General features: G+C 70.6%; 25 protein-coding genes. 14 read left to right on the forward strand and 11 right to left on the reverse strand.

All coding sequences use genetic code 11. The annotated features are described in order from the left end of the window. Positions 1-115: 115 nt before the first annotated feature. Positions 116-745, forward strand: a complete 630-nt coding sequence (locus CG740_RS32395; protein WP_100578955.1) for a TetR/AcrR family transcriptional regulator — start codon at positions 116-118, stop codon at positions 743-745. A gap of 159 nt (positions 746-904) precedes the next feature. Then, positions 905-1477, forward strand: coding sequence for a dihydrofolate reductase family protein (locus CG740_RS32400; RefSeq protein WP_100578881.1), 573 nt, complete (start codon positions 905-907; stop codon positions 1475-1477). Positions 1478-1515: 38 nt separating this feature from the next. Here CG740_RS32400 and CG740_RS32405 read toward each other — a convergent pair whose 3' ends face one another. The 4 genes from CG740_RS32405 to CG740_RS32420 form a co-directional block, all read right to left on the reverse strand. Beyond that, a complete protein-coding gene (locus CG740_RS32405) occupies positions 1516-2181 on the reverse strand; it encodes a response regulator (RefSeq protein WP_100578882.1) in 666 nt (221 codons plus the stop codon). Between the two features lie 4 nt (positions 2182-2185). After that, on the reverse strand, positions 2186-3403 hold the full coding sequence (locus CG740_RS32410) for a sensor histidine kinase (RefSeq protein ID WP_100578883.1): 1218 nt from the start codon (positions 3401-3403) through the stop codon (positions 2186-2188). A 64-nt stretch (positions 3404-3467) separates the two neighbouring features. Next, on the reverse strand, positions 3468-4283 hold the full coding sequence (locus tag CG740_RS32415) for an ABC transporter permease (RefSeq protein ID WP_100578884.1): 816 nt from the start codon (positions 4281-4283) through the stop codon (positions 3468-3470). After that, entirely contained in the window at positions 4280-5224 is a 945-nt protein-coding gene (locus tag CG740_RS32420; protein ID WP_100578885.1) for an ATP-binding cassette domain-containing protein, read from the reverse strand. The genes CG740_RS32415 and CG740_RS32420 overlap by 4 nt, the downstream gene beginning before the upstream one ends. Positions 5225-5902: 678 nt before the next feature. Here CG740_RS32420 and CG740_RS32425 point away from each other — a divergent pair. Together CG740_RS32425 and CG740_RS32430 are read left to right on the forward strand one after the other, a co-directional pair. Beyond that, entirely contained in the window at positions 5903-6538 is a 636-nt protein-coding gene (locus CG740_RS32425; RefSeq protein ID WP_100578886.1) for an ATP-dependent Clp protease proteolytic subunit, read from the forward strand. Between the two features lie 22 nt (positions 6539-6560). Next, entirely contained in the window at positions 6561-7166 is a 606-nt protein-coding gene (locus CG740_RS32430; RefSeq protein ID WP_100578887.1) for a ClpP family protease, read from the forward strand. A 15-nt stretch (positions 7167-7181) separates the two neighbouring features. Here CG740_RS32430 and CG740_RS32435 read toward each other — a convergent pair whose 3' ends face one another. Both CG740_RS32435 and CG740_RS32440 read right to left on the reverse strand, forming a co-directional pair. After that, on the reverse strand, positions 7182-7553 hold the full coding sequence (locus tag CG740_RS32435; protein WP_100578888.1) for a helix-turn-helix domain-containing protein: 372 nt from the start codon (positions 7551-7553) through the stop codon (positions 7182-7184). 161 nt (positions 7554-7714) lie between these two features. Then, positions 7715-9154 (reverse strand): MFS transporter, encoded by a 1440-nt coding sequence (locus CG740_RS32440; RefSeq protein WP_199846636.1) that lies wholly within the window; start codon positions 9152-9154, stop codon positions 7715-7717. Between the two features lie 808 nt (positions 9155-9962). Here CG740_RS32440 and abc-f point away from each other — a divergent pair. Both abc-f and CG740_RS32450 read left to right on the forward strand, forming a co-directional pair. Next, positions 9963-11606: a ribosomal protection-like ABC-F family protein gene (gene abc-f, locus CG740_RS32445; RefSeq protein WP_100578889.1), complete on the forward strand. Its 1644-nt coding sequence runs from the start codon at positions 9963-9965 to the stop codon at positions 11604-11606. A gap of 454 nt (positions 11607-12060) precedes the next feature. Further along, positions 12061-12375 carry an STAS domain-containing protein gene (locus CG740_RS32450; protein ID WP_234376605.1) on the forward strand — a complete coding sequence of 105 codons (315 nt, stop codon included), beginning with the start codon at positions 12061-12063 and terminating at the stop codon, positions 12373-12375. 112 nt (positions 12376-12487) lie between these two features. Here the strand turns inward: CG740_RS32450 and CG740_RS32455 are convergent, their stop codons facing one another. Then, positions 12488-13171: a hypothetical protein gene (locus CG740_RS32455; RefSeq protein WP_100578891.1), complete on the reverse strand. Its 684-nt coding sequence runs from the start codon at positions 13169-13171 to the stop codon at positions 12488-12490. Between the two features lie 344 nt (positions 13172-13515). Between CG740_RS32455 and CG740_RS41185 the strand changes: the two genes are divergently transcribed. Together CG740_RS41185 and CG740_RS32465 are read left to right on the forward strand one after the other, a co-directional pair. Further along, positions 13516-13869 (forward strand): chaplin, encoded by a 354-nt coding sequence (locus CG740_RS41185; protein ID WP_376207246.1) that lies wholly within the window; start codon positions 13516-13518, stop codon positions 13867-13869. 693 nt (positions 13870-14562) lie between these two features. After that, complete coding sequence (locus CG740_RS32465; RefSeq protein ID WP_100578892.1) at positions 14563-15225, forward strand: fasciclin domain-containing protein; 663 nt, start codon at positions 14563-14565, stop codon at positions 15223-15225. A gap of 159 nt (positions 15226-15384) precedes the next feature. On the opposite strand, the gene CG740_RS32470 is transcribed toward CG740_RS32465, so the two are convergent. Further along, entirely contained in the window at positions 15385-16140 is a 756-nt protein-coding gene (locus tag CG740_RS32470) for an anti-sigma factor (protein WP_100578893.1), read from the reverse strand. After that, positions 16137-16721 (reverse strand): sigma-70 family RNA polymerase sigma factor, encoded by a 585-nt coding sequence (locus tag CG740_RS32475; protein WP_100578894.1) that lies wholly within the window; start codon positions 16719-16721, stop codon positions 16137-16139. Before CG740_RS32475 ends, CG740_RS32470 begins: the two co-directional genes overlap by 4 nt. Positions 16722-17678: 957 nt before the next feature. Here CG740_RS32475 and CG740_RS32480 point away from each other — a divergent pair. From CG740_RS32480 to CG740_RS32490, 3 genes are all read left to right on the forward strand, one after another. Next, complete coding sequence (locus tag CG740_RS32480) at positions 17679-18002, forward strand: hypothetical protein (RefSeq protein WP_100578895.1); 324 nt, start codon at positions 17679-17681, stop codon at positions 18000-18002. A gap of 65 nt (positions 18003-18067) precedes the next feature. Further along, entirely contained in the window at positions 18068-19465 is a 1398-nt protein-coding gene (locus CG740_RS32485; RefSeq protein ID WP_100578896.1) for a DUF4331 domain-containing protein, read from the forward strand. 71 nt (positions 19466-19536) lie between these two features. Beyond that, positions 19537-19845, forward strand: coding sequence for a phospholipase (locus CG740_RS32490; RefSeq protein WP_100578897.1), 309 nt, complete (start codon positions 19537-19539; stop codon positions 19843-19845). Between the two features lie 149 nt (positions 19846-19994). Here the strand turns inward: CG740_RS32490 and CG740_RS32495 are convergent, their stop codons facing one another. Continuing rightward, positions 19995-20456, reverse strand: coding sequence for an SRPBCC family protein (locus CG740_RS32495; protein WP_100578898.1), 462 nt, complete (start codon positions 20454-20456; stop codon positions 19995-19997). A gap of 152 nt (positions 20457-20608) precedes the next feature. Between CG740_RS32495 and CG740_RS32500 the strand changes: the two genes are divergently transcribed. The 3 genes from CG740_RS32500 (at position 20609) to CG740_RS32510 (ending at position 23935) form a co-directional block, all read left to right on the forward strand. Then, positions 20609-21490: a PepSY domain-containing protein gene (locus CG740_RS32500; protein WP_100578899.1), complete on the forward strand. Its 882-nt coding sequence runs from the start codon at positions 20609-20611 to the stop codon at positions 21488-21490. Positions 21491-21548: 58 nt separating this feature from the next. Continuing rightward, a complete protein-coding gene (locus CG740_RS32505) occupies positions 21549-22259 on the forward strand; it encodes a response regulator transcription factor (protein WP_100578900.1) in 711 nt (236 codons plus the stop codon). A 341-nt stretch (positions 22260-22600) separates the two neighbouring features. Next, a complete protein-coding gene (locus CG740_RS32510) occupies positions 22601-23935 on the forward strand; it encodes a sensor histidine kinase (protein WP_234376606.1) in 1335 nt (444 codons plus the stop codon). A 92-nt stretch (positions 23936-24027) separates the two neighbouring features. On the opposite strand, the gene CG740_RS32515 is transcribed toward CG740_RS32510, so the two are convergent. After that, positions 24028-24993: a pirin family protein gene (locus CG740_RS32515; RefSeq protein WP_100578901.1), complete on the reverse strand. Its 966-nt coding sequence runs from the start codon at positions 24991-24993 to the stop codon at positions 24028-24030. Between the last annotated feature and the right edge of the window lie 3 nt (positions 24994-24996).

Here is a 24996-nt window from a genome sequence, read left to right on the forward strand (position 1 = left end):
GCGGCCGGGGCGATGGTCCGCAGGCCGGGCCGCTACTCCAGAAGAGCACAACGACTCAACAAGTGCAACCGTTTCACTTTTGAAGCTGAGCAACCTTGGCGGTATGATCGACCTCATGCCCGAGACCCAGCCCTCCGCCGAGGCACCTCCGATGGGGCGCCGCGAGCGCAAGAAGGCCGCCACCCGTCAGGCCATCGCCGATGCCGCGCTCCGCCTGTTCCTGGAGCGCGGATACGACGACGTCGGCATCCGGGAGATCGCGGACGAGGCGGACGTGTCCACCACCACCCTGTTCAAGCACTTCCCGGTCAAGGAGGCCCTCGTCTTCGACGAGGAAGCCGACCAGGAGGCCCTGCTGCTCGCCGCCGTCCACGACCGCCCGAAGGGCCGGTCGATCCCGGCGGCCCTGCGGGAACATGCGCTGCGCTACCGCATGGCGGCGACCGGGAGCGATGCCCGCTTCACCGCGTTCTTCGAGCTGATCGACACCACCCCGGCCCTGCGCGACTACGTCCAGGCCATGTGGCTACGGCACACCGAGGCGCTCGCCCACGCGATCGCGGAGGAGTGCGGCCTGCCCGAGGACGATCCCGGCTGCACCGCGCTGGCCCACTTCGCACTCGAAGCCCCCCGCGCCGCCCGCGGCCACGACGACCCCCGCCGGGCCGTCGAGCGGGCCTTCGACCTTCTGGAACACGGCTGGCAGCCTGATCCGCCGAAGCGCACACGGCCCGGCGGACGTTAGGCCAGGCCCACCCGAGTCCACCCGAGGTGTCGGCGGCGATGAGTTCCGCCGGGTTCCGCGGTCATAGATCATGGTCGGTACGCCGCGTCCCCGAGCACGGCCGAAGCGCCCCGACCCGAACGGGCCGCCCGTCGGACACGAGACACCGAGGAACAACAGATGCGCACCCTGATCAGTACCGCCTTCATCTCCCTCGACGGCGTGGTCGAGGCCCCCGGCGGGGAGGCCGGATACCGGAACGCCGGGTGGACCTTCAAGAACGTCGACTTCCTGCCCGAGGCGTTCGACATCAAGGGCCGGGAGCAGCAGGAGGCCACCGCGATGCTGCTGGGCCGGAACAGCTACGAAGCGTTCAGCCAGGTGTGGCCCGACATGCCGGACTTCGCCGGCTACAAGGTGATGCCGAAGTACGTCGTCTCCACCACCCTCGCCGAGGACGACCTGGTGTCGAACTGGGGCGAGACGACGATCCTGCGCTCGCTCGACGACGTCGCCGCGCTGAAGAACACCGAAGGCGGCCCGATCATCATCCACGGCAGCGCCGAGCTGAACCAGGCCCTGTCGGACGCCGGCCTGATCGACCGCTACCACCTGCTGGTCTTCCCGCTGCTGCTCGGCGCGGGCAAGCGGCTCTTCAGCACCACGGACAAGGACACCCAGAGGCTGAAGCTCGTCGAGCACGAGGCCTACGCCAACGGGTTGCAAAAGCAGGTCTTCGACGTCGTCCGCTGATCCGCCCGCCACGCCCGCGGCCGTTCGCGGGCGGCTTTCTACGCCGGTCTCACGAGCCGGGTCTCATAGGCGAACACCACGGCCTGGACCCGGTCGCGCAGCTCCAGTTTGACCAGGATCCGGTTCAGATGTGTCTTCACCGTCGCCTCCGCCAGATGCAGGACGGCGGCGATCTCCGTGTTGGACAGCCCCCGGCCCACTTCCGTGAGCACTTCGCGTTCGCGGGCGGTGAGCCGGCCGAGCCGGTCGTCCAGACCGGCCCGGTCGGTCCCGGACGGGAGTTGATGGGCGAAGTTCTCCAGGAGCAGCCGTGTGACGCGCGGAGCGACCACCGCGTCGCCGGCCGCGACCGAGCGGATCGCGGCGAGCAGTTCCTGCGGCAGCGCGTTCTTGAGCAGAAAACCCGAGGCTCCCGCCCGAAGCCCCGCGAAGGCGTACTCGTCCAGGTCGAACGTGGTCAGGATGAGGACCCTCGAACGCGGTGACTCGGCGACGATGCGCTCGGTCGCCTCGATGCCGTCGGTGCCGGGCATCCGGACGTCCATCAGCACGACATCGGGCCGCAACTCGCGGGTGAGCCGGGCGGCTTCGGCGCCGTCGCCGGCCTCGCCGACGGGCTCCATGTCGGCCTGCGCGTCGAGCACCATGGTGAAGGCCATGCGCAGCAGGGGCTCGTCGTCGACGAGCAGGACACGAATGGGCATGCGGCTACGCTTCGTTCTGGTTGAGGGCGAGTACGGCGCGGACCTGCCAGCCACCGCCGGGGCGGGGCCCGGCCGTCAGTTCGCCGTTGTAGGCCGCGGCCCGCTCGCGCATTCCGTGCAGGCCGTGACCGGTCGTGCCGGCGGGCAGCGCGCCGCCGGGCCCGTCGTCGGTGACGTCGACGGTGATCCGCTGCTCGGCGCAGCTCACGTACACGGACGCGCTGGTGCCGGCCGGTGTGTGCTTGAGGGTGTTGGTGAGGGCTTCCTGGACCAGGCGGTAGACCGTCAGCTGGGCCGCCGCCGGAGCACCGGACGGATCGCCCTTGACGGTGAGGCGGGTGGGCAGCCCCGCGGCGCGCACCTGGTCGGCCAGCGGTTCCAGCTGGGCGATGGCCGGCATCGGGTGGCGCAGGGCGTCCGGCTCGTCGGCGCGCAGCACGCCGAGGAAGCGCCGCATGTCGGTGATCGCCTGGCGTCCGGTGGTGGAGACCTGGCGCATCGCCGTCGTGGCCCGCTCGGGGGCCCGGTCCTGTGCGAACACCGCGCCGTCGGCGAGGGCCACCATGACGGACAGGTTGTGCGTGACGATGTCGTGCATCTCGCGGGCGATCCGGGAGCGTTCTCCCGCCACGGCGAGCTGGGCCTGCTGGTCCCGCTCGCGCTCCAGGCGCTGGGCGCGCTCTTCGAGCAGCGCCATCGCGGCGCGCCGGCCGCGCATGTTGATGCCGATGACCGAGGCGGCGACGACCATCGCGGAGAGCCCGATGAACGTCTCGGCTCCCCGGTCGTCCGGCGCCCAGCGGAGCGCGGCCAGCAGCACACCGCCCTGGAGCACCCCGATGGCCGCCCGGACGCGCCGCCCGCTCGCATGGGCGGCGACCGTGTACAGGCCGATGAGCAGGGCGATGTCCGCCGGGAGCCGCACATCGTCAAGCCACTGGACGAACGCGACCGCCGACATCGTCAGGAACACGGCGAGGGGTGCCCGCCGGCGCCACACGAGCGGCGCCACCATCGGGGCGGTGAAGCCCACGATGGTCCAGGGGTGGTCGTGCAGCGGCCGGCGTGCCATGCCGGTGAGGGCAAGGAAGACGGCGGCCGCGAAGACGGCGTCGACCGTGCGCGGCGACAGCCGGGCGCGCGCCCGGAGCCGGACGCGCACCACGAGTGCGCGCCACGACTCCAGCCACTGCCGCGCCGCGCCCGCGTACGCGTACGTCATGACCGCGCCCGGCAGGGCGGCCGGCGCACGGCGTCACCGGCTGGTGAACCCGCCGCCGGCTTCATCAGGCGTCCCGCCGCTTGAGCGCCACTCCCGCCCCGGCCAGCGCGATCAGCGCGTAGAGGCAGAAGAATGCGAACCCGGTCCATGGGGCCAGCGTATGCGGCTCCTGATGGATGTGGAGCAGGCCCTGTCCGGCCGTGCTCGGCAGGTACGGGTTGATGTTCTGGAACCACGAGGACGGCAGGGCCTCCGCGAGCACCGGCAGGACGAGGAGCACGCCGAACACGGTGGCGATGCCGCCCGCCGTGTTGCGGATCAGGGCGCCGAAGGCCACTCCCAGCAGGCCCACGACCGTGAGGTAGAGCCCGGCGCCGAGGACCGCGCGCACCACGCCGGGTGCGCTCAGCGAAGTGCCCAGATGGTGGCCGGACATGGCGGCCTGGCCGATGAGGAACGCCACCAGCGAGGCGGCCGTGGTCAGCACCCACGCCACCACGCCGTACACCAGGGCCTTGGCCCACAGAACGGGCAGCCGGCGGGGCACCGCGGACAGCGAGGCACGGATCATGCCGGTCGCGTACTCACCGCTGACGACGAGGACGCCGAGCACGCCGACGGCGAGCTGGGCCAGGTAGAAGCCGCGCAGGCTGACCAGCGTCGGGTCGAAGTGGGCCTTCTCGTCCGCGGGCAGATGGGCCCAGCGGTCGGCTGTGAAGTAGCTGAACAGCAGACCGAGACCGATCATCGCGAGCACGGCCGCGAGCAGGGTGAAGAGCGTGGACCGCAGCGAACGCAGCTTGATCCACTCGGAGTGGATCACCCGGGCCTGCGTCACCTCGCCCCGGGCCGCGGCGGGGATGAGGGATGCCGTCGTCATGCCGCACTTCCTTCGCTGCCCGCGGCGACCAGCTCGGGCGCCGGGGCCTGGAACTCCACGGCGTCCCTGGTGAGTTCCATGAACGCCTCTTCGAGCGAGGCCTGCTGTGGGGTGAGTTCAGCGAGGGCGATGGCGTGGTCGGCCGCCACGCGACCGATGCGGTCGCTGCTCAGGCCGGTCACTTCGAGGACGCCGGGCGCGCGCGATTCGACCGTGACGTCGGGAGCCGCGAGCAGTGCGCGCAGCTTCTCCGCGTCCTCGGTCCGTACCCGCACCACATCGCCCGCGGCCTGCGCGGTGAACTCCGCCACCGAGGTGTCGGCGATCAGCCGGCCGCGCCCGATCACGATCAAGTGCTCGGCGGTCAGCGCCATTTCGGACATCAGGTGCGAGGACACCAGGACCGTACGGCCCTCGGCGGCCAGCCCCTTGAGGAGATTGCGTATCCACAGGATGCCCTCGGGGTCGAGACCGTTGACCGGCTCGTCCAGGATCACCGTCGCGGGGTCGCCGAGCAGCGCACTGGCGATGCCGAGCCGCTGCCCCATGCCGAGCGAGAAGCCGCCCACTCGCTTCTTCGCCACCTCGCGCAGCCCGACCAGGTCGATCACCTCGTTCACCCGGCGCGCCGGGATGCCGGTGGTGGCGGCGAGGGCAAGCAGGTGGTTGTAGGCGCTGCGGCCGGTGTGGATGGCCCGCGCCTCCAGCATCGCCCCCACCTCGTGCAGCGGCGCCCGGTGCTCGGCGTAACTCCTGCCGTTCACGACCGCGCGCCCCGAGGTGGGGGCGTCGAGGCCGAGGAGCATCCGCATCGTGGTGGATTTGCCCGCGCCGTTCGGCCCCAGGAACCCCGTGACGATGCCGGGTCGCACGCTGAAGCTGAGGTCCGAGACGGCTGTGCGCTCACCGTAGCGTTTGGTGAGGGAATGGGCTTCGATCATGAAAGGTCCTTGCGCGAAAAGGTCGATCGGGAGTCCGAACCGGACGCTGCCCACGCTAGGCCCGGGCTCCCCGGCCCCACGACGGCCCACGGACCGACATCACGGGGCTCCGTGTGCACCCCGGGATGGATCGTCAGTACATCTGGCGGTGTACGCACGGGCCGGCCGGTGTCGGAGCCGCGGCGCGTCAGCCGCGGCTGCTGCCGCTGCTGCCGCACCCCGGCCAAGGTGTCGTACCTGGACCACGTGGCCCGGCCAACAGCACTGCCACGCCCCGGCCGTGGGCGAGCGGGCCCGGCCCGGCGACAGGCGACATCGGCCTGGTCCCCCAGCAAATCCCAGCCCGGAATGGTGCGTCGCCTCCTGCGCCGACATCGCGCGAACCGGTCAGCACGCTTAACAACTCCGTCGGCCGGCCGACGCCTGGAAACGCCCCGTGACATGCGACGAGGTCCGAGCCCGCCAGACGTCCGCGTGGGCACCGATGCCACCCGGCCCGCCTCACCGCGTGTTCGGCCCGCCCACTCGACACCACACCCCCGTCACGAGATCGCGCGCCACCACCGCTCTGCCAGGAGCCGATCTGCCCGGGGCAGAGAACGGTTCCGCCACCCGCCCCCGCGGCGCAGGCTGAAGGAAACGACCGCCCTTCGTCACGCAGCCCGAGGAGGCCGCCCGATGAGTTCCCGCTTCACCGCCGAGGAAGGCGACACCCCCATCACCCGCTACGACGACCATCTGTCCGCCCAGCTCCTGGACCAGCGGATCATCGTCCTGGGAACCCAGGTCGACGACGTCTCCGCCAACCGCATCTGCGCGCAGCTCCTGCTGCTCTCGGCGGAGGATCCGCGCACCGACATCGCGCTCTACATCAACTCCCCCGGCGGATCGGTCACGGCAGGTCTGGCCATCCACGACACCATGCAGCTGATCCCCAACGACGTGGCGACGCTGGCCATGGGATTCGCCGCCAGCATGGGGCAGTTCCTGCTGACCGTGGGCACCAAGGGCAAGCGGTACGCCCTGCCCAACTCGCGGATCATGATGCATCAGCCCTCGGGTGGCATCGGCGGTGTCGCCGCCGACATCGCGATCCAGGCGGAGAGCCTGGAGTTCACCAAGCGGACCATGGAGAAGCTCATTGCCGAGCACACCGGGCAGTCACCGGAGACGGTGTCCCGGGACGGCGACCGCGACCGCTGGTTCACCGCCGAACAGGCCCTGGAGTACGGGATGGTGGACCACGTCCTGACCTCCCTCGACTCCGTCCGCCCCGCCGCGTCGAGGGCCCGCACGGGCCTCGGCATCCGCTGATCACCCCCGAAGGAGGCACCCCATGAGCCAGTACACGATCCCCAACGTCATCGAGCGCACCCCGAACGGTGAACGCGTCGCCGACATCTACAGCGCGCTGCTGTCCGAACGCATCGTCTTTCTCGGTACGGAGATTGACGACGGCGTGGCCAACGTCATCACCGCGCAGCTGCTCCACCTGGAGTCCGCCACCCCCGAGAGCGAGATCTCCATCTACATCAACTCGCCCGGCGGATCGGTCACTTCACTGATGGCGATCTACGACACCATGAGCTTCATCTCCTCCCCCATCGCCACCTACTGCATCGGCCAGGCCGCCTCCACCGCCGCAGTCCTGCTGTCCGGCGGCGACCCGGGGCGCCGCTTCGTGCTCGAACACTCCCGGGTGCTGCTCGGCCAGCCCGCCAGTGGCGGCCGCCAGGGCACCGCCGCCGACCTGGCGGTGCAGGCCAGGGAGATGCAACGGATCCGCGCCCAGGTGGAAGAGGTGCTCGCCCGGCACACCGGACACGAGCGGGCCCGACTCCGCGCCGACATGGACCGCGACAAAATCTTCACGGCGCAGGAGGCGGTGGAGTACGGGCTCGCCGACGAAGTGATCAGGAAGCGCGTGCTCGTACCGTCCTGAACAGAGGGTTTCCGGTCAGGCGGCGAGGCAGAGGGCGCCGCCGCGGGTGGGCGCACCCGCACGGCCCGTGGCCGACAGATCGCTGTGCACACGGAGGATCAGGTCGCCGAGCCCCAGACCGAGCGCGTTCGCCGCGGCCGCGAGGACCTCGGAGGATGCCTCCTTGAGGCCGCGCTCGATCTCCGACAGATACGGCATCGAGATGCGCGCATCGTCCGCGACCTCCTTCAGGGTCCGCCCCTGCGACTGCCGCTCCCGCCGCAACACACCCCCGACGAGATCGCGCCAGAGAGGTTCCCGGGCGGGCGGGGCCTTGTCGGAGTCGGACTGCACCAGACGGAGGGGACGCACGGGGACCGGAGCGCTGGGTACGGGTCGGCTGCTCATGCCGACCAGTATCGGCGGCGGCGCCGGAGTGCGGCACGGCGTGTCGCTCTGCCCTCAGCCGATCCGCTCTCGGCGAAACCGAGCAGACGACCGATCGGCTCCGCAGTGCGTCGACTTGGACGGTCATGGATTCCCGGACCGGGGCAGGCATCGGCTGGCCGTCAGGTGGAGCTGGCCGGCTTGGGGAGGGTGAACATCAACGCCCACATGACCGTCAGGGCGGCGATGATGTACCAGATGGTCCCCGCGAAGGCGGTGGTCACAGCGGTGCCGTGGCTGCCCGCGGGCGCGTGGTCGAAGAAGATGAGTGAAGCCGTGGCCAGGCCGAGGGCCGTGCCCAGTTGCATGGCCGTGTTGAACAGTCCAGCCGCGGATCCGGCGTCGTCGTTGTGGATCCGGCTGAGGGTGAGGCCGGACAGTCCGGCGCCGATCGCGCCCAGGCCGACCCCGATCAGAAGCATCGGGGCGGCCGCGGCCGCGAACGGCAGGTGGGTGCCGTAGCCGGAGATCAGCAGCTGGTAGCAGGCCAGGGTGCACACGATCAGCAGCGTTCCCGCCTGCGGTATCCGGCGCAGATGTCGGGCCGCCCACTTGGAGGCGAGCATCGCGCCCGCCATCCCGCCGACGGAGATGGCGATGTTGGCCGGGGCGAACTGCCACGGCGTCAGGCCGAGGCCGTCCTGCATGAACAGGACCCAGGTCAGCAGGAAGACACCGAGCATCAGGCCGAAGACCAGCTGGGCGGCCAGTCCGCCGGCGAACGCCCGGCTCCTGAAGAGGGACAGCGCCATGAGCGCCGAGTCACCCCGGGCCGTCCTGGCCCGCTGCTGGAGAAGGAACGCGACCAGGACGACCGCGCCGGCAGCGAGCATGGCCAGGCTCCATGTGGGCCAGTGCTGCTCGCCGCCCACGGTGAGGGGGTAGGCGATCAGCAGCATGGCCGCGGCGGAGAGCACCACACCCATCAGGTCCAGACGCTGGGCCCGCGGGGCGCGGGACTCGGGGAGGAACCGGATTCCGCATGCCAGAGTGGCCAGTCCGACGGGCAGATTGATCAGGAAGATCATCTGCCAGCCGAGGCCGGCGATGTCGGCGGCGGTCAGGATGGCGCCCAGGGCCGGCCCGAGGATGCCGCCGAGCGACATGACCATGCCGTACAGGCCGAACGCGCGTGCACGTCCGGGGCCTTGGAAGGTGACGGCGACGGTGGCCAGGACCTGCGGCACCATCACCGCTGCCCCGGCGCCCTGAAGGGCGCGTGCGGCCACCAGGAGTTGGGGACCGGTGGCGATCCCGCACAGGAGCGAAGCCAGGGTGAAGCCGGCTGTTCCGGCGAGGAAGACACGTTTGCGTCCGTAGAGGTCGCCGAGGCGTCCGCCGGTGATCAGGCCGAGAGCGAAGGTGAGCGCGTAGGCGGCCGGGATCCACTGCATCGCGGCGCTGGAGGCGCCGGTGTCCGCCTGGATCAGCGGCAGCGCGGTGTAGACGATGGAGGCGTCGAGCGCGTTCATCAGCTCGGCGATGAGGACGACGGCCAGAATCACTGAGGTGCCGCTCCCGGCCCGTGCGGGGCGCGGCTGGGTGTGGGTGTTGGTGAACACGAGGTTCCTGTTCGCGTGCGGTGAGGAATCGGGACAGGGGCGGGCCCGGTCAGGCCCCCGTACGCCGACAGCGCGACAGGGTGAGGCGAAGAATTGTTACGGGCCCAGGCCGTGGGAGGGCGCCGTCGTCGAGGCATGCGTCAGTGGTCCGGCGTGGCGGACGCGACTGGAATGAGCCTCAGAACGAGCGGCTACAGGGCCTGGCGGATCGGATTCTCCTGGGACGTGCAGGGCCGGGTCCGAACAGTGAGCGGAGCCGACGGGACCCGAAAAGCGTAGAGGACGATTTGTCCTCGGCGCAAAGCGGTCGGGCTCACGGACCGTCAGGCGATCGGGGCAGCCTGGGGATCCGGGGCGGGAGGACACGCGGGCCGAGCCGGTCGGGAGGAAGTGTGCGCGAGGCCGCGGCCCGTCGGTGTGGATCTCTCTCCAGCACTCGGACGCGCGGCGGATGAGCGTCGGCCGAAAGGAGGATGGTCCGGTGGTGCGAGCCATGTGTAACGTGATGGGCGGTCCTGTTGTCGCCGATTGAGGTGGACTTTGCGCATCTGAGGTTCATGCCCCTGCTGCCTGCACGGTGTCCACTCCGTGCGGCCCCGCCGCGGTCGGCCATGCCGACGGTGGTGGCGTGCATGTGACCTCTGCGCCTGCTCGGCATCTCCGGACGCCGCCTGCCGCGCTTCGTGTCCGAGTCCGCATCCCGATGTGTTGCGCTGCCGCCCTGCCGTCGCCCCACCGATCGCGTGCGATCTCCCACGCACCCGATCCCGTCACCTCAGGTGACGGACCTTTTCCGGTAGGTGACCTCATGACCGCGACCCTCACAGCCAAGAACCTCGCCGCGGGCCACGGCGGCCTCTCCCTCTTCTCCGGCCTCGACCTGACCGTGACAGCCGGCGAGGTGGTCGGCCTGGTCGGGACCAACGGAGCGGGCAAGTCCACCCTGCTCCGTATGCTTGCCGGGCTCGTCCAGCCCGAGGAAGGGCAGGTGCGCGCGGCCCCGGCCGGGGCGACCCTCGGCTATCTGCCACAGGAGCCGGACCGGCGCCCGGGCGAGAGCGTGCACGCGTTCCTGTCCCGCCGCACCGGGGTCGCCGCGGCCCAGCACGCCTTGGACAGCGCAGCACAGGCTTTGGCCGACGGTGCCGTCGGCGCGGACGACGCGTACGCCACCAGCCTGGAGCGCTGGCTGGCCCTGGGCGGCGCCGATCTTGAGGAGCGCGCCGAACAGGTCGCCGCCACGCTCGATCTCGGCGTCCGGCTGGAGCAGCCCATGGTCTCGCTCTCCGGCGGGCAGGCCGCTCGCGCCCAGCTGGCTTCGCTGCTGCTGTCGCGCTACGACGTGTTCCTGCTGGACGAGCCCACCAACGATCTGGACCTGGCCGGCCTGGAACAACTGGAGCAGTTCGTACGCGGCCTGCGTGCGGGCGCGGTCGTGGTCAGCCACGACCGCGAGTTCCTCACCCGCACCGTCACGCAGGTCCTCGAACTCGACCGCGCCCAGCAGCAGGTGCGCCTGTTCGGCGGCGGCTACGACGCCTATCTCCAGGAGCGCGAACGCGCCCGGCTGCGCGCGCGGGAAGAGTACGAGGAGTACGCCGACCGCAAGGCAGCCCTCCAGGACCGTGCGAGTGTGCACCGGTCCTGGGCGGACAAGGGCGTGCGCACCGCCTCGCGCCGCAGTCGCGACAACGACAAGTTCGGCCGTCGCGCGCGCATGGAGAACAGCGAGAACCTCGCCGCCAAGGCCAAGCAGGCCGAACGGCTCATCGAACGCCTCGAAGAGGTCGAAGAGCCGCGCAAGGAATGGCAGCTGCGCATGCGGATCGCCGACGCCCCCCGCTCCGGCACGGTCGTTGCGACCCTGCGCGAAGCGCGCGTGCGCCGCGGCGACTTCGAGCTGGGGCCGGTGTCCCTGCAGATCGACCGGGCCGACCGCGTCGCGATCACCGGCGCCAACGGCTCCGGCAAGTCGACGCTGCTGGCCGCATTGCTCGGCCGCATCCCGCTGGACACCGGCCATCAGGCGCTGGGCTCCAGCGTGGAGATCGGCGAGATCGACCAGGCCCGGGAACTGTTCCACGGCCCCGAAACGCTACTGGAGGTCTTCTGCGCCGCCGCACCCGAGACGGAACCCGCCGAGGTGCGTACCCTTCTGGCCAAATTCGGTCTGGGTGCCCACCACGTGTTGCGCGAGGCGACCACCCTCTCGCCCGGCGAACGCACCCGAGCCGCACTCGCCCTCCTGCAAGGCCGAGGGGTGAACCTGCTGGTTCTGGACGAGCCCACCAACCACCTGGACCTGCAAGCCATCGAACAGCTGGAAGCCGCCCTGGATTCCTACGCCGGCACCCTGCTGCTGGTCTCCCACGACCGCCGGCTCCTGGAAGCCGTAAGAGTCACTCGTCGGCTGCATGTCGAAGACGGCCAGATCACCGGCGCCCCCGCATGACCACGACGTGGAGGTGATCCTGGCCGAGTGGGCCATGGCGGGACTGTTGGACAGGCCGTCGTGCAGAGGCATCACACCGGTGCTGCGCCTCGGCGCCATCCGCTGATGCGGCGGCGTCGCTCCATGGGGCAGCAACGCCGAGACGGAGCCGGCCGCGAGCGAGGGTGGTCACGTCCAGCGACCGCGCCGGGAGCCCCCGTTGCTACGCAGCCGGCGTCCGGACGAGCTGCGATCGGCACTGTTCACGAGGACGCGTTCTCGTGCACGGCGGGTGTGCCAGAACCCGAGTTCTGACCGTGCCGCGGGGCAGCGACGTCGGCCGCAAAGCCTTGGCCAACGATCCTGGGGCGGGGTGGTTCCTGCTCGACAGGCACGGCAGGATGAGTGATGACCGGACCCCGCACCAGCAGGAGATCACCGCGTGCCCCCACCCGATCGTGGCCCCGCTCTTCATGTGCATCAGTACGCATGCGGCGACAGCTGGGTGGTAGCGGCCGCGGGTGACCTGGACGCCCAGACACTGCCTCCGCTGCAACGGGCTCTGGAGGCCGCCGCCATGACGCGGCAGATCGTGGTCTTCGACGCGTCCGCAGTCCCGTTCGCGGACTCCTCCACCCTGAACCTGCTGCTTCAGACCCACCGGACCACGAGGCTGCGGATCGCCGGCGCACAGCCCCAGCTCCTGCGCATCCTGGAGATGACGGGCACCGACGCGACCCTCGCTCTCTACCCGACCGTGACCGAAGCCTGCGCAGCCGTCGTCTCCTGAACCACCCGCGTCCGGCCGAGGCGCGGGCGCACTTCGTACGTGCTTGGGATCCTGTGCGGCTGCCCGGGAGAAACGACGAGGACCCGGTCGGACTCCCCCGCCGGACCGGTGACTAGGTGAGGCCGAGCGTGGCCAGGGCGGTGGTCCAGTCGGTCGCGATGGCCTTCTGTGCCGCGGCGAGCTGCACCTTGCCCGAGCAGACGGCGGTGTGGAGTTTGGACTCGACGCCGTCCTTGGGGTTGTTGGGGCCGGCGCCCTGCTTGTGACCCGGGGAGGGCGGCTCGACCCAGAGGTTGCGCGGGTCGTTGGGGTCTCCTCCGAGTTCCAGACTGACCAGGTGGTCGTATTCGGCATCGTGCAGGGAGCCGGTGTAGCCGTACGACTTGGCGTTCGCCGCCTTCTCCACCCCGGTGACGCTCTCGGGCGGCCGTATCGTCGACGTGTAGCCCGCCTTGCAGATGGTGGTCTTCAGCGTGGCCGGTGTGACCTTCGGATTCAGCGCGCCGGGCGTACACGCCTTGTCCTCAAGGGGCTGCTTGTCGGCTTCGAATCCGAAGTGACACGACCCGGCCGGCGGCTGCGTCTGCACCGCGTACTTCGTCTGCGGGCCCGGCCCGTACGGCAACGCCGAGGGAGCCCCAGCCGCCCCCGTCGCCGGGCTCCGGGACGGGCTGGACGCCGGCGTTGCCGGATGCTTGGCGCCACTGCCGCCGACGGAGGCGCCGTGGGAACAGCCGGCCGCAGCGCCGGCGAGCAGCAGCGACACCGTGACGACGGCGATATTGCGGACACCCATGACCGATCCCCCAGGCGCGACGGCAACACGGTGAAGCTACCGCCCGGATCCCAACTCGGCTGCCGACAATAGGTGTTGTTGACCTGATCGAGAGAGTCCGAGCCCGCCGCGCAGGCAGCACCGCCGTGGTGCACCGCTACTGCACGCGTGCAACGGCCCGGTCCCTTCGGACGGCCGGATGGCCGGACGGCACCAGGGACTACTCCCATGGGGTGAAGTCGGCGCAGGTGCGCAATCCGCACCGCGTGCGGTCTCGAAGCACGGGTGAGAGGTCCGGAAAGGGCCTCCCGCACGGCGCCCTCCAAAGCTCGTGCGGTTCGTTGAGACAGTGAAGAGGTCACAAGATGTTTCGTGCGGTGAAGGCGGCCGGTCTGATGGTGGCAGTGGGCGCGGCGGCCCTGATGGGCGCCTCCGCGGCGTCCGCCGACGCGGGTGCCCAGGGTGCGGCCATCGGTTCGCCCGGCGTGCTCTCCGGCAACGTCGTCCAGGTTCCGATCCACGTGCCGGTCAACGCGTGCGGCAACACGGTCAGCGTGATCGGGCTGCTCAACCCGGCGTTCGGCAACACCTGCGTCAACGACTCGCGCGGTGACTGGCACAACCACGGCTGGAGCGGATCCAGCATGCACGGCCACGCCGGGATGCGCGGACAGCAGATGGGCATGGGCCACCACGGCGGATACGGGGAGGAGCACTGAGCGTTCCCGTAGTCCGGGCCTGCGCGGGGTGAGCCCGTTGGGCCGGCCTCGGGGAAGGTGACGTCCGGCCCGGGTCGGCAGTGGATCCCATCCGTATCCGCTGCCGGCCCGGGCCGGGCCGGTTCCGCGCCGCATCGTTGGGGTTCGGAGGGACCCCGGCCGGCTAACGACAGTGCCGGTTCGGGGGCTGCCTCCAACTCGGGTGACAGGAGCGAGAAGTGCTGCCGGTACGACGTGAGGCGGCGAGGCAGCCGACTCGGCTCCCGTCAGCTCAGGAACGCGGGGCACCCGTTCGGATGAGCGACCAATCCGCTGGGCCGTCGGCTCCGAACCAGAAGTCGTGATGAGAAACCTGAGCAGCGAGGGCCGGCCGCCGATCGGCCTGCCCCGCGCAGCCGAGGGCGGCCGTAGGCCGACCGCGCGCTCGATCTCCGCCCGTACAGAGATCACGCCGCGCGCGGTGGGCGGCAGCCCCAGGCCTCCGCTCGGCGCCCTCACCACTCAAGCCGTTTCAGCACCGCCGGCACACCCCGCCGTCGGCAGGCCCGGCGATGCCGCGCGACGCGCAGAGCACCCGGCTGCCGCTGCCGGCCCCGGCGGGCAACTGCGCATCCCTGTCCTGCCGTTGGCCTTCCCAGGCATGTGCCTGCCCCGTCAACGCCCCGTCAACGCCCCGTCAATTCTGGAGTCATCGTGAATGCCCTGCGTTTCCGTCGTACCGCGATCGCCGTCACCGCTGCCGCCATCCTCCCGTTCGCGCTGAGCGCGTGCGGAGGCAGCGACAGCAAGAAGGACAGCTCCGCCTCTTCCGAGGCGGCCACTCCGCCGGCCTCGCAGCCGTCCACGGGCGGGGACTCCTCGAACGGTGACGCCTCGATGACGGACAAGCCGTTCGGCGCGGCGTGTGCGTCCGTGCCGAAGGACGGTGCGGGTTCCTTCGACGGGATGGCCAAGGACCCGGTCGCCACCGCCGCCTCGCACAACCCGGCGCTGTCCACCCTGGTTGCCGCGGTCAAGAAGGCCGGTCTGGTCGACACCCTCAACAACGCCCAGAACATCACCGTGTTCGCCCCGACCAACGACGCCTTCGCGAAGATCCCGAAGGCCGACCTGGACAAGGTCCTCAACGACAAGGCGATGCTCACCAAGATCCTCACCTACCACGTCGTGGGCCAGAAGCTCGCGCCCAAGCAGCTGGAGAGCGGCTCCTTCGACACCCTGGAGAAGGGCAAGGTCACCACGACCGGCTCGGGCACCGCGTACAAGGTCAACGACAGCGCCAGTGTGGTCTGCGGCAACGTGCCCACGGCCAACGCCACCGTCTACATCGTCGACACCGTCCTGATGCCCAAGTAGCCCAGACGCAGGCGCAATTGAGCAGTAGTGGAGTGGGGGCGGGCCGCATCGCGGCCCGCCCCCCGGCCGCGTTGATCGCCGACAGCGGGGTCGATGTGCGGGGTCGATGTGTGCGGCTGATGTGTGGGGCCGGCGTTGCTCCCGGCCCCACCACGACGCTCAGGCGGTCGCGACGTCCATCAGTACGAGCGGGGACGAGGTCGGAGCGGGTGAGCCGCCGGAGGGTTCCAGGGTGATGCCCATGCCGGACGCCCGGTCGACCGGGCCGGTGAGAAGGACGGCTTCGGTGCTGCGCGCTGAGTCCATCAGTCCCGCCGGGCGCATGGTTCCGGCGTCGTCGAACCACAGCTGGTAGACCTTGCCGGCCGGTGGGTGCGGGAGCCCGGACGCCACGAAGGCCGCCCGGTTCTTGCTGTGGGACACGACGAGCGTCCCGGTCGCGCCGTTCTTCAGGGTGGCGGTGGTCGCCTTCGCATCGGGTGCCGCGAGGACGTCGGCGAGCTGCTGGGACCGGCGCTGAGCCGTATCGGCCCGCTGCTGGGCGTCGTCGGCCTGCTGGTGCTGCCATACCGCCACTCCGCCGAGACCGGCCGCCGCCGCAAGACATGCGGCCAGTGCGAAACGGGACCAGGGTGCTCGGCTCGGTCGGCTGCCGGTGGGGCCGGCCTGGCCGGAGGTGCGGGGGGATTCCTGGCGGACGATCGCGATCCGCCGCAGGACCGTGGCCTTCAGCTCAACCGGCGGCCTCACCGACACGGCGAGTCCGAGCCGACCGGCCGTCGCGGTGAATTCCCGCACCTCTTGCGTACAAGCCGCGCAGGCGTCCAAGTGGCCCTCGAACGCGCTGCGTTCGGCCTCCGGCAGCGCGTGGAGCGCGTAGGCGCCGGTCAGCGTGTGCAGATCAGCTGTGATCATGCGGTCACCCCCAGGCAGTCGCGCATCCGGATCAGTCCGTCGCGCAGTCGGGTCTTGACCGTGCCCAGCGGCACGGTGAGCAGTTCGGCGACTTCCCGGTAGGTCATGCCGCGGTAATAGGCGAGTGTTACGGATTGGCGCTGGAGTTCGGTGAGGGTGCGCAGACAGCGGCGCACCTGTTCCCGCTCCAGGCGCCGGTCGACCTCTTCGGCGACTTCGTCGAACGCCGGGGTCTGCTCCAAAAGCGCGGCCTTGTGGTCGCGTGCGCCGGCGGCCTGGGCGGAGCGGACGCGGTCCACGGCCCGGCGATGCGCGAGGGTGAGTACCCAGTTCATGACGCCGCCCAATTCGCGCCGGTAGCGCGCGGCGGTCTGCCACACGGCCACCATGACCTCCTGGGCGACTTCTTCCGACTGTGCCGGATCACGTACGACGGCGCGTACCACCCCGAGCACGGGGCCGGCCACCGCGTCGTAGAGGGAGCCGAAGGCTTGCTGGTCTCCCTGCGCCACGCGGTCGAGCAGGTCGGGCAGGTCGGGCCCGGCAGAGGGCAACCCGCTGATGTACACCGGTTCTTTCACGCGGTGATCCTCCTGAGAATCGATTCGTACACACACGATTCGGAACCGGTGTGCCGATGGATTGCTACGGATCACTGGTGTCCACGGAAAGCCGGGCGAAGCGTCGGCAGGCGGTTCCTCGGAGCGGCACCGAAGCAGCCGTGCGCGGACGCCTGCCCGACGGGCCCGGGGCGCCGCCTCCGGCGAGACGCGTCTCGGGGAGCCGCGGAGCCACTCAAGAGGCGATTTCGCCAGGAACGTGAAGACCGGACAGAGCTTGAACGGCAATCTTCAGCGTGCCGGACATTCGCGATGAATCCGTTCCGGACGAGCGGGATCCGCGCATGGCGAAACCGTCTCCGGAGCGATCGCTCTTCCATCTCAAGGGGACATCTCAAAGGGACATCTCAAGGAGACGTCAGGAAAAGACCTTGGGTGCTTTTGTGGTGCGGGCTGGTGGAGGCAGACGTAATCGGCATTGATCGACTGGATCAGTGCGACTGCCCACGGCTTGCGTCGTCGCCCCTGCGATGATCACCTTCCCTCTTTCTTCTCTGCCGGTATTGGTTCGGTTCAGGTCCGCTGCCGGTTTGGTCCAGTGGGAAGAAAAAAGCTGTTTTCCCTCGTTCGGTCGATCGAGTGAGGTCTGAACTGCGCAAAGGCGCCCGGGTCGTGTTCCTCGTCAAGTGCTGGCTCTGTAAGCCTCCTTGACGTGATGTGAGGCGGGGCGTTTCATACGTGGCGAGCGTCGGGCCCTCTTCTGCCTCGGGCCCAGCGTCTGCCGTCAGACGCGTCGTCGACGCCTTCAATCCCTGTAGCGCAATCCCTGTAGCGCAATCCCTGAGCGCGGAACGCGGAAGCGACCGCGTCAGAACGCAACGTCCACGTGTGTGCCGCCTTTTGCCGGCCATCGACGCACGCCTTGCCCAGATCCGCCTGCCGGTTCGCCCTGCCGCGCAGCCAGTCATAGGAGTGATCATGAATGAATCCCGGTCCGAGCCGCAGCAGCGGGAACCCTCCGGCATGGATCGCCGAGGCGTGATGCGCGGCGCGACCCAGGTGGGCCTCGCGGCCTTGACGGCCGGCGCGGTCCTGAGCGTGACCGAGCCGGCCCAGGCGGCCCCCTCGCGCGGGGTCGTACCGATGGCAGAGGAGCCCGCCGGAGCGGTCGGCCCGCACGAGCCGCTGGTGGTGCACGTACGCGACGCGTCGACCGGCGAGATGGACTTCTTCCACGGCGACCAGCACCGCCTGGTGCACGACCGGGAGTTGGCCGCGGCACTGCTGCGTCACGCCCGCTGACCCGAGCACCCCCCGGCCACGGCAACTCCTGCCGCGTCGCCTTCGACCAACCCGGATGAGGTTTGATGTCCTCCCACCGCGAAGCCCCGGAGATCTCCAAGGACCCGGTCGCCGACAGCACCGACGTCTACGCCTTCGTCAGCCCCGACGCCCCAGGGACCGTCACGCTGATCGCCAACTACATCCCGTTGCAGAACCCGGCGGGCGGGCCGAACTTCTACGAGTTCGGCGACGACGTGCTCTACGAGATCCACATCGACAACGACGGCGACGGCCGCGCGGACGTCACCTACCAGTTCGAGTTCACCACCAGGATGCGCCGCCCCGACAGCTTCCTCTACAACACCGGGCCCATTCTCACCCTGGACTCGCCGAACTGGAACCGCTACCAGACCTACACCCTGACCCGCTGCGAGAGCAGCGGTCGGCGTTCGGTCCTCGGCCGGAACCTGACCTGCCCGCCCTGCAACATCGGGCCCCTGTCCACCCCGACGTACGCGAAACTGGCCCAGCAGGCCATCCACACGCTCGGCAGGAACCGCAAGGTGTTCGCCGGCCAGCGCGCCGAGGGCTTCTACGTCGACCTGGGGTCCATCTTCGACCTCGGCAACCTGCGCCCCTTCCAGAACCTGCACAACCAGTTCGGCACCAGCGCCTTCAGCGAGCCCGCCGACGGGGTCAACACGACCAAGGAACTGAACGTCCACTCACTCGCGGTCCAGGTCCCCGCCACCGACCTCACGTTCCACGGACGCCCCGTCAAGGACCCCGCGGACCCCCACGCCACGGTCGGCGTGTGGACCAGCGCCAGCCGCCGCCAGGCCCGGGTCATCGAGCCCCGGCAGGGCAAGGACCTGGAGACCGGTCCGTACACGCAGGTCTCCCGCCTGGGCAACCCCCTGTTCAACGAAGTCCTCGTCCCCCTCGGCCACAAGGACGAGTGGAACGCGGTCCCGCCGGCCGACGACAAGCGGTTCGCCGCCTACGTCGCGCACCCGGAGCTGGCCAAACTCCTGCCGACGCTCTACCCCGGCGTCTTCCCCGCGCTCGACGCGTACAACAAGTCCGGCAAGCCCCGCGCGGACCTGCTCGCCATCCTGCTGACCGGCATCCCCACAGGTGTCGTCCCCGGGTTCCAGAACTACACCGGGCCCACCCAGGCGGACATGATCCGTCTCAACACCGCCATCCCCGCGGCCAAGAGCCCCAACATCCTCGGTCTCATCGGCGGTGACCCGGCCGGCTTCCCCAACGGCCGCCGCGTCTTCGACGACGTCGTCACCGTAGAACTCCGCGCCCTCGCCGGAGCAACGCTCCCGCTCGTCGACAAGAGCTACACCCCCGACGCGGCGTCCTCGAAGGTGACCGACGGGCTGACCCCCGCCGACGTCACCAACCCCTACCTCGACACGTTCCCCTACCTCGGTGTGCCCTACGACGGCTACCACCACCCCGCCTCCTGACCCATGCCCCAGCAGCGGGGCCGCGATCACGACGAACGCGGCCCCGCCACCCCGACCCCTGAGGAGGCTCCATGCACTCCCACACCACTCACCCCTCCACGCCCGGCAGCGTCGTGCTGGACATCGGCGAGACCACCGCGGCCCTCATCATCCACACCGCGCCCGAGCACGAAGGACTCGAAATCCACGTCAGCCCCACCCACCGGCCCCAGCAGCGCACCCACGCCGCCGTGCGGCCCCGCCACCTGGCCGACCGCACCATTCACTGCGTCCTCATCCAGCCCCTCCCCGCAGGGGACTACACCGTATGGAAGGACGACAGCACTCCCCACGGCACCACCACGCTCACCGGGGGCAGCGTCACCGAATACCAGTGGTAGGGACTTCGCGGACGAGTCGATACCCCTGCGGCCGAGGATGCGTGCGCCTGCCTCGGCCGCCGAGGAGCGGCGTCCCTGAACGTTCGCCGGGAATCGGGCAACTCGCTACCTGGGCACACGAGTTGAGCTATCTGGCGCGAGCGGGGGAGCTACTCGACGGTGCGGGCAAGGATGCCGAGCGTGGCACGCAGACCGGCCTCGGGGATCACGGGGAAGATGCCGGCCTCGCGGTACTTGTCGTCGATCTCGCTCCAGTCGTAGTACGACGTGACGGCGGTGCCGGACTCGTTGGGTTCGAGCCGATAGCCGTACAGGTGTCGGGTCGGCGGCTGGATGGTGCCCGAGATCGTCCACTCCAGGACGGCGTCGCGCTCGTAGCGCGTGATGATCACGGTCACGTCGTAGCGGCCCATGGGAAGGTCCCCCAGCGCCTCCCGGTCCATGTGCACAAGGAATTCGTCGCCCACCGCGCCCACCGGCGCGCCCTCGGCGGACTGCAACATTCCTGAGCTGTCGATGCGCACGTGCCCCTGCGGGGACCGCAGCACGTCGAAGATCACTGAGGGGGTCGCGGCGATCTGGCGCGTGACCTCGAATCGTTCTGATGTCATGCACCACCTTCGCACGCCTGCTCCGATCCGCCCCGCCGTGAGCTGTTCCGGCAATCCTGAAGCCGGCTTCAGGAGACTTCAGGGACGGTTCAGGACGCGCCCCGAGAGTGGAGTCATCGCCATCCGGTGAAACACACCGCTCGGGAGTACCCATGAACAACAGCGCCACCGTCAGGCCGCACACCGCAGGACCCGCGCGGCGCCACCGCCGCCCGGCGGCCGTCGCCCTCGCGGCGGGGGTCCTGGCCGTCTCGCTCAGCGCCTGCGGCGGGTCGGACACCGATGCCGGCGTGGACAAGGCCCGCGCCGCCAAGAGCACCGCCCCGGCAGCAGCCGAGACGCCCGTCACCGCACGGGCCAAGGCTCCGGATCCGGCCGCCTCCGACCCTGATGCCTCCGCCTCGCCCGAGCGGGGCGGACCCAAGACCTCCCGCACACAGGCCCTGGTCACCGCCGAGAAGGCGGTGTCCGGAGGCCGCATGACCGAGGTGCGGCTGGAGAACGAGCACGGCACCCAGGTCTGGAAGGTCGACGTCATGACGGCCGACCCCCGCGTCCACAACCTCAAGATCGACGCCACCACCGGCGCCCTCCTGGGCAACCGCGCCGACCAGATGCCCGAGCGGGCCCGTCAGTACCTGGGGATCCCACTCGCCAAGCTGGCCTCGGCGAAGGTGGACCGTGAGGCCGCCGTCCGTACCGCCGTCGAGGAGGCGGGCGGCGGATTCGTCACGCGGCTGTCGATCCAGGGCACCGAGTCCGGCCCGGTCTGGCAGATCCGCATCAGCGACGGCACGGTCCGGCACGAGGTGGACGTGGACGCGAAGACGGGCGCGATCGCCCGCCACGAAGAGCACAAGAGCGGCTCCACGAAGGCAACCCGGGACGGTGGGAACGACTCCGGCACGGGTTCCGCCACCGACGGCTCCGGCGAGCGCGCCAACGGCGGCCGCATCTCCGAGCAGGAGATCCGCGAGCGCTCCGGCAACTTCGGCAGGGACTTCTACGACTGGTCCCGGCACGTCCCCCGCTGATCCGTCGCGTCCGGATCACGCCCGCCAGCACCAGGAACCAATAGGTAGAATCCGGTCAATGAGTCGTATTTTGATCGTCGAGGACGAAGTCTCCCTCACCTCCGTGCTCCGCCGCGGGTTCGAGGCCGAGGGGCTGAGTGTCGATGTCGCCCATGACGGCAACGAGGGTTTGCGGCTCGCCCTCACGGACGCGTACGACGTGATCGTCCTGGACGTGATGCTGCCCGGCCTCGACGGCCACCGGGTGTGCCGGACCGTGCGGGCGGCCGGCCTCTGGACGCCGATCCTGATGCTGACCGCGAAGGACAGCGAGTACGACGAGGCCGAGGGGCTCGACACCGGAGCCGACGACTACCTCACCAAGCCGTTCTCCTACCTGGTCCTCCAGGCCAGGCTCCGCGCCCTGCTGCGGCGGCGAGGCGGCGGCAGGCCGGCCGTCATCGAGGCGGGAGACCTCGTACTGGAACCGGGGAACAAGCGGTGCACGAGGGCGGGGACCGAAATCCCCCTCACCGCCAAGGAGTTCGAGCTCCTCGCCGTGCTCGCGCGGCGGCCGGGGGTCGCGGTGTCCAAGGGGGCGCTCCTTGAGGAGGTATGGGACCTGCCCGCCGACAGCGACCCGAACATCGTCGAGGTACACATCAGCGCGCTCCGGCGCAAGCTCGACCGGCCCTTCCGGCAGCCGGCCGACGACAATCCGCCGTCACTGCTCCACACGGCCCGCGGCATCGGCTACCGCCTGAACCCCGCATCTCGGGCGACGAGGTGAACCTCCCGGACGACTCCGCCCCACCCCACGAGAGCCAGCCGCAAGCCCAGGGCCGGCCGCCGCGTTCCGGCGGGGCCGCGGGCCCTCCGTCACCGGAGCCACGCGGGCAACGCGGGCAACGCGGGCAACGCGGGCAGAGCACGAAGCCGGCACAGCCGCGCAAGGGCGCTCAGCGCGAGCGGCACGAGCAGGACGAGGGGCGGCGCCGGCAGCACGAGCGGGACGAGGGGCGCGAGCGGCACGAGGGGCACGAGCGGCACGAGGGGCACGAGCGGCACGGGCAACCGCCGTGGCCCCGGCAGCCCTCGCGCCGCCGGATCTTCCCGCTTCCGTTCGGGTCCGTGCGGGTCGCGAGCACCCTGGGAGCGGTCGCCGTCGTCGCCGTCGCCCTCCTGGCCGCCTGCGCCGGGCTGCTCGGCGTGATCCGCCACGGACTGGTCGGATCGGCCGAGCACACCGCACGGGCACGCGCCGACGCGGTGGCCGGCGTGAGCGCATCCGGCCGGCTCGTCGATCGTCTCGCCGTCCCCGACGGCGAGGACAGCCTGCTCCAGGTCGTCGCCGACGACGGCCGGATCCTGGCCGCGAGCGAGAATCTGGCGGGCCGTGCCCCCGTCGCCTCCTTCGAACCCGCCCCCGGCCACAACTCGGCTGCCCGCAGCCTGGACCTGGCCCTGTCCCCCGACCCGCACCCCCACCCGTACCGGCTCGTCGCGGTCCGCGCGACGACGGCGAACGGCTCCGGGGCGACCGTCTACGCGGGCACCAGCCTGGAGACGGCCCGCTACACGCAGCGTCTGATCATCAACTCCATGATCCCCGGCATCCCGCTGCTCCTGCTCCTGGTCGCCGCCGTCACCTGGCGTTCCACCGGCCGCGCCCTGCGGCCCGTCGAAGCGATCCGCGCCGAGGTCGCGGAGATCACCGAGCGCGACCTCGGACGCCGCGTCCCCGTGCCGGCCTCGCGCGACGAGGTGGCCCGCCTTTCGCAGACCATGAACGCCACCCTGGACCGGCTGGAGGAGTCCATGGACCGCCAGCGCCGTTTCGTGGCCGACGCCTCGCACGAGCTGCGCAACCCCATCGCCGCCCTGCGCGCCCATGTCGAGGTCGCCATCGCCCACCCGCAGTTGCTGCACGGACCCGAACTGCTCGACGACGTCATCCGGGTCCAACAGCTCGCGGACGACCTGCTGTTGCTCGCCCGCCTGGACGCCGGCCAGACCCCGGAGCGGAGCCTCCTCGATCTCTCCGAGCTCGTACGGGCCACCACGGCCCGGCGCCCCCGGGGCCGGGTTCCGGTCACGGTGCACGCCGCGGATCCGGCCTTCGTGCACGGCAACCGCGGACAGCTCGCCCGCGTCCTCGACAACCTCCTCGACAACGCCCAGCGGCACGCCCGAACGGCAATCACCGTGACCGTCACCGACGGGGCGCCGGCCGTCGTCCTGGAGGTCCATGACGACGGCCCCGGAGTCCCGGAGGCGGACCGGGAACGGGTCTTCACCCGGTTCACGCGCCTCGACGCCTCGCGCAGCCGCGACGCGGGAGGCACCGGTCTCGGCCTGGCCATCGCCCGGGACATCGCGGCGAACCACGGCGGCCGACTCGCCGCCGCCGCGGGACCGGGCGGCCACTTCACGCTTTGCCTCCCCCACGCCCCGGCAAGGACGTGATCCGGCGCGGCCGCCGACGTGCTCCACGGCGGCCCCTCCAGGACGTGGGGACGGATCACCTGCGGGTCGAGCACGGTGAGCGGGGGCCCGGATCAGCGCACCCGGCCTCGCGGTTTCAGCGGCACTCCCGGGAGTTCGGGTGCCGGAATCGGGGGGCCGTCGTACCCCTTCACCTCGCCGAAGCGATCACCGTTCATCCACTCCGAACGGGCCTGAGCGATATCGTCGTTGGAGCGGCCGATGAAGTTCCACCACATGACGATCTCCTCCTCGAACGGCTCGCCGCCGAGCAGCATCAGGGAGGCGTCGGAGGTGGCGCGGAGGGGGAGTTCGGTGCGGCCGCAGCCCAGGTAGAGCATCGAGCCCGGAAGCAGCGGTACCTCGTCCACCTGCGCCTCGCCCGACATGGACAGGACCGCGTACTCGAAGTCGGGGTTCAGGGGCAGGCGGGGCTCGGCGCCCGCCGTCAGGGTCACGTCGGCGCCGACGATGGGCGTGTAGGTGCTGCCGGGTGACTCGGCACCGTCGAGTTCGCCGAGGATGACGGTCGCGTCGAAGCCGGGCGCGGTGACGTGCGGAAGCTCGGCGTGGTGCTGGAAGTGCGGCTCGACGTTGCGGTGGGCGTCGGGCAGGGCGACCCACAGTTGGGCCCCGTGCAGGAACCGGCTGTGCGATTTGGGGGTTTCCTCCGAGTGGCTGATGGCCCGGCCGGAGGTCATCAGGCCCAGTTCCCGCGGGCGTACGGTCTGGAGGCTGCCCAGGCTGTCGCGGTGCAGCACCTCGCCCTCGTGCAGCCAACTCACGGTCTGCAGGCCCATGTGCGGGTGCGGGGCCACCTGCATGCCGGGTTCGTCGGCGATGTCGTCGGGGCCGTAGTGGTCGACGAAGGCCCAGGCCCCGACCATCCGGCGGCCCAGGTTCGGCAGCAGTCGGCGTACTTCGGTGGACTCGCCGAGCCGCACGGTGCGGGGCGAGAGGAGCTCGCGGACCGGCTCGGCCACGACGAAGCCGCGTCCGCCGCAGACGGAGAGCGCGGGCTGGCGATCGAGATTGCTCATGCG

Origin of the sequence: Streptomyces sp. CB01201 (genome assembly GCF_002803085.1) — a bacterium.
Lineage (GTDB): Bacteria > Actinomycetota > Actinomycetes > Streptomycetales > Streptomycetaceae > Streptomyces > Streptomyces hundungensis.

Excerpts from the sequence above, each read along its gene's own strand:
- CG740_RS32395 (WP_100578955.1), top strand. The coding sequence starts at position 116 with ATGCCCGAGACCCAGCCCTCCGCCGAGGCACCTCCGATGGGGCGCCGC.
- CG740_RS32405 (WP_100578882.1), bottom strand. The coding sequence starts at position 2,181 with ATGCCCATTCGTGTCCTGCTCGTCGACGACGAGCCCCTGCTGCGCATG.
- abc-f (WP_100578889.1), top strand. The coding sequence starts at position 9,963 with ATGACCGCGACCCTCACAGCCAAGAACCTCGCCGCGGGCCACGGCGGC.
- CG740_RS41185 (WP_376207246.1), top strand. The coding sequence starts at position 13,516 with ATGTTTCGTGCGGTGAAGGCGGCCGGTCTGATGGTGGCAGTGGGCGCG.
- CG740_RS32495 (WP_100578898.1), bottom strand. The coding sequence starts at position 20,456 with ATGACATCAGAACGATTCGAGGTCACGCGCCAGATCGCCGCGACCCCC.
- CG740_RS32415 (WP_100578884.1), bottom strand. The coding sequence starts at position 4,283 with ATGACGACGGCATCCCTCATCCCCGCCGCGGCCCGGGGCGAGGTGACG.
- CG740_RS32485 (WP_100578896.1), top strand. The coding sequence starts at position 18,068 with ATGTCCTCCCACCGCGAAGCCCCGGAGATCTCCAAGGACCCGGTCGCC.
- CG740_RS32505 (WP_100578900.1), top strand. The coding sequence starts at position 21,549 with ATGAGTCGTATTTTGATCGTCGAGGACGAAGTCTCCCTCACCTCCGTG.
- CG740_RS32400 (WP_100578881.1), top strand. The coding sequence starts at position 905 with ATGCGCACCCTGATCAGTACCGCCTTCATCTCCCTCGACGGCGTGGTC.
- CG740_RS32490 (WP_100578897.1), top strand. The coding sequence starts at position 19,537 with ATGCACTCCCACACCACTCACCCCTCCACGCCCGGCAGCGTCGTGCTG.
- CG740_RS32425 (WP_100578886.1), top strand. The coding sequence starts at position 5,903 with ATGAGTTCCCGCTTCACCGCCGAGGAAGGCGACACCCCCATCACCCGC.
- CG740_RS32410 (WP_100578883.1), bottom strand. The coding sequence starts at position 3,403 with ATGACGTACGCGTACGCGGGCGCGGCGCGGCAGTGGCTGGAGTCGTGG.
- CG740_RS32500 (WP_100578899.1), top strand. The coding sequence starts at position 20,609 with ATGAACAACAGCGCCACCGTCAGGCCGCACACCGCAGGACCCGCGCGG.
- CG740_RS32455 (WP_100578891.1), bottom strand. The coding sequence starts at position 13,171 with ATGGGTGTCCGCAATATCGCCGTCGTCACGGTGTCGCTGCTGCTCGCC.
- CG740_RS32470 (WP_100578893.1), bottom strand. The coding sequence starts at position 16,140 with ATGATCACAGCTGATCTGCACACGCTGACCGGCGCCTACGCGCTCCAC.
- CG740_RS32420 (WP_100578885.1), bottom strand. The coding sequence starts at position 5,224 with ATGATCGAAGCCCATTCCCTCACCAAACGCTACGGTGAGCGCACAGCC.
- CG740_RS32430 (WP_100578887.1), top strand. The coding sequence starts at position 6,561 with ATGAGCCAGTACACGATCCCCAACGTCATCGAGCGCACCCCGAACGGT.
- CG740_RS32435 (WP_100578888.1), bottom strand. The coding sequence starts at position 7,553 with ATGAGCAGCCGACCCGTACCCAGCGCTCCGGTCCCCGTGCGTCCCCTC.
- CG740_RS32515 (WP_100578901.1), bottom strand. The coding sequence starts at position 24,993 with ATGAGCAATCTCGATCGCCAGCCCGCGCTCTCCGTCTGCGGCGGACGC.
- CG740_RS32480 (WP_100578895.1), top strand. The coding sequence starts at position 17,679 with ATGAATGAATCCCGGTCCGAGCCGCAGCAGCGGGAACCCTCCGGCATG.